Consider the following 2,647-nt stretch of genomic DNA (forward strand, 5'->3'; position numbering starts at 1 on the left):
ATGGCTCCGCCCTTCAAGCAGGCAGAGTTCGACATCCTCTACGGCACGGGAATCTCGCGGGAGGGCAGCCTGATCGACTTCGGTGTCGAGCACGGCATCGTGAAGAAGTCGGGGTCGTGGTACACCTACGACGGCGATCAGCTCGGCCAGGGCAAGGAGAACGCCCGCAACTTCCTTCTCCAGAACGCCGACGTCGCGCTCGAGATCGAGAACAAGATCAAGGAGAAGCTCGGCATCGGGCAGCGCGGTACGGCCGCGTCGGCGGACGCTCCGGCCGATCAGGTGGCCGCCCGCCGCACGGCCTGATGGTTGCCGATCGCGCGCGAGGGGTGAGCTGTGGCTGACGAGCGGGATGGCGGGATCGCTCCCGTCATCCCGCTCTTCGGTGGCCCGGTGCCCTCGCCGGAAGACGTCCCGCGCGGCGGCGCGGCCGAAGGTGAAGGCTGGCACATGACCTGGCGCGACCTCGGGTCCCGCCCGGGCGACCGGCGTCCGACGCCGGTCAAGCCGCTCGAGGTCACACCGACCCAGAGCGGCGTCCGGTTCGTCGAGCTGCCCGAGGCTGACGCCGCGGAGCCGGATACGGACGAGCGACGGGAGCAGGCAGAAGCTCGGCTCGTCAAGGCGCTCCGCCGGAGGTCGCTGTCCGTGTCGGAGGCGCGGGCGAAGCTCCGCGAGGACCAGCTCGATGCGGACGACATCGACGAGATCGTCGAGCGGTTGGTTCGCCTCGGCGCGCTCGATGACGCGGCCCTGGCTGACCAGCTCGTGTACGCGGGCGTCGAGCGCAAGAATCAGGGGCGCCGGGCGATCGCGCAGTCCCTTTCTGCGCGGGGCATCGATCGCGCCGTGATCGACCAGGCGCTTGCCGAGCTGCCCGACGACGACTTCGAGCGGGCGCTCGAGTATGCGCGCGGAAAGGCGGCGTCCCTGCTGCGGTTCGACGACGACACGGCGTTGCGGCGACTCAGTGGTCAGCTCGCGCGCCGCGGATACGGCGGCGGGCTCGCGCTGTCGGCCGCGCGGGCAGCTCTCGAGGAGGCGCGGCGTCCGCGCTCCTCCGTCCGGTTCGACTGATGCCTTTCGCAGGGCCGTGGAGGTCAGCGAAACGTACAATGGGCACGCCATGACCACACCATCCAGCGCTCCCACCCTCATCGAGCCGTCGCCCGCCGCGCTCACCGTCGACGGCCGTCCGCGTTCGTACGAGGTGCGCACCTTCGGCTGTCAGATGAACGTGCACGACTCCGAGCGCCTCGCGGGCTCGCTGGAGAGCGCCGGGTACGTGCGCGCGGAGGCCGGCGCAGACGCCGACGTGGTCATCATCAACACGTGCGCCGTGCGAGACAATGCGGCCGGCAAGCTCTACGGCACGCTCGGCCATCTCAAGTCCCGCAAGGACAAGCACGACGGCATGCAGATCGCCGTCGGCGGCTGCCTCGCCCAGATGGACAAGGAGGCGGTGCAGACCAAGGCGCCGTGGGTGGACGTCGTCTTCGGCACCCACAACATGGGTTCCCTGCCGAGTCTGCTCGAGCGCGCGCGCCACAACGGCGAGGCGGAGCTCGAGATCCTCGAGTCCCTCGAGACCTTCCCCTCGACCCTGCCGACGAAGCGCGACTCGGTCTACAGCGGCTGGGTGTCGATCTCGGTCGGCTGCAACAACACGTGCACGTTCTGCATCGTGCCGAGCCTGCGCGGCAAGGAGAAGGACCGCCGCCCCGGCGACATCCTGAACGAGATCCGCCTGCTCGTCGAGGACGGTGCGATCGAGGTGACGCTGCTCGGGCAGAACGTGAACTCGTACGGCGTCGAGTTCGGCGACCGTCAGGCGTTCGGCAAGCTGCTGCGCGCCGCGGGCGAGATCGAGGGCCTCGAGCGCATCCGGTTCACCAGCCCCCACCCCGCGGCGTTCACGGACGACGTGATCGAGGCGATGGCGGAGACGCCCGCCGTGATGCCGCAGCTGCACATGCCGCTGCAGTCGGGCAGCGACCGGGTCCTGCGCGAGATGCGCCGCTCCTACCGCAGCGCGAAGTTCCTCGGGATCCTGGATCGGGTGCGCGAGCGGATCCCGCACGCCGCCATCACGACGGACATCATCGTCGGATTCCCGGGAGAGACCGACGAGGACTTCGAGGACACCATGCGCGTCGTCGAGCAGTCTCGCTTCGCCAGCGCATTCACGTTCCAGTACTCGATCCGTGAGGGCACACCGGCCGCGACCATGCCGAACCAGGTGCCCAAGGAGGTCGTGCAGGAGCGTTACGACCGCCTGATCGCGCTGCAGCAGCGCATCACGCTCGAGGAGAATCAGAAGCAGCTCGGACGCTCGCTCGAGGTCCTCGTGTCGACGGGCGAGGGCAAGAAGGACGCCGCGACGCATCGCCTCACCGGCCGCGCCGAGGACAACCGCCTCGTGCACTTCGAGGTTCCCGCCGGCTCCGAGCTGCCGCGACCGGGCGACGTCGTCACGGTCGAGGTCACGCACGCCGCGCCCTCCCACCTCCTCGCCGATTCACGCGACGGGGCTCCGCTGCGCATCCGCCGCACGCGTGCGGGTGACGCGTGGGACCGCTCGCAGGCGGAGTCGTGCGCGGTGCCGACGCCCGGCTCGACGACGGCGAGCGGCGCGGTCAAGCTGGGC

General features: G+C 69.9%; 2 protein-coding genes and 1 pseudogene. All 3 read left to right on the forward strand.

Annotated features, from left to right (window positions below):
* Positions 1–306: pseudogene (locus tag RIF89_RS13720) on the forward strand (DNA recombination/repair protein RecA); the annotation flags it as partial.
* Between the two features lie 144 nt (positions 307–450).
* On the forward strand, positions 451–1,077 hold the full coding sequence (locus RIF89_RS13725) for a regulatory protein RecX (RefSeq protein ID WP_309069645.1): 627 nt from the start codon (positions 451–453) through the stop codon (positions 1,075–1,077).
* 49 nt (positions 1,078–1,126) lie between these two features.
* Positions 1,127–2,647: tRNA (N6-isopentenyl adenosine(37)-C2)-methylthiotransferase MiaB (gene miaB / locus RIF89_RS13730; protein WP_309069646.1), on the forward strand; the 1,521-nt coding region annotated here is incomplete at its 3' end.

The organism is Microbacterium sp., from assembly GCF_031178525.1.
Taxonomy (GTDB): domain Bacteria; phylum Actinomycetota; class Actinomycetes; order Actinomycetales; family Microbacteriaceae; genus Microbacterium.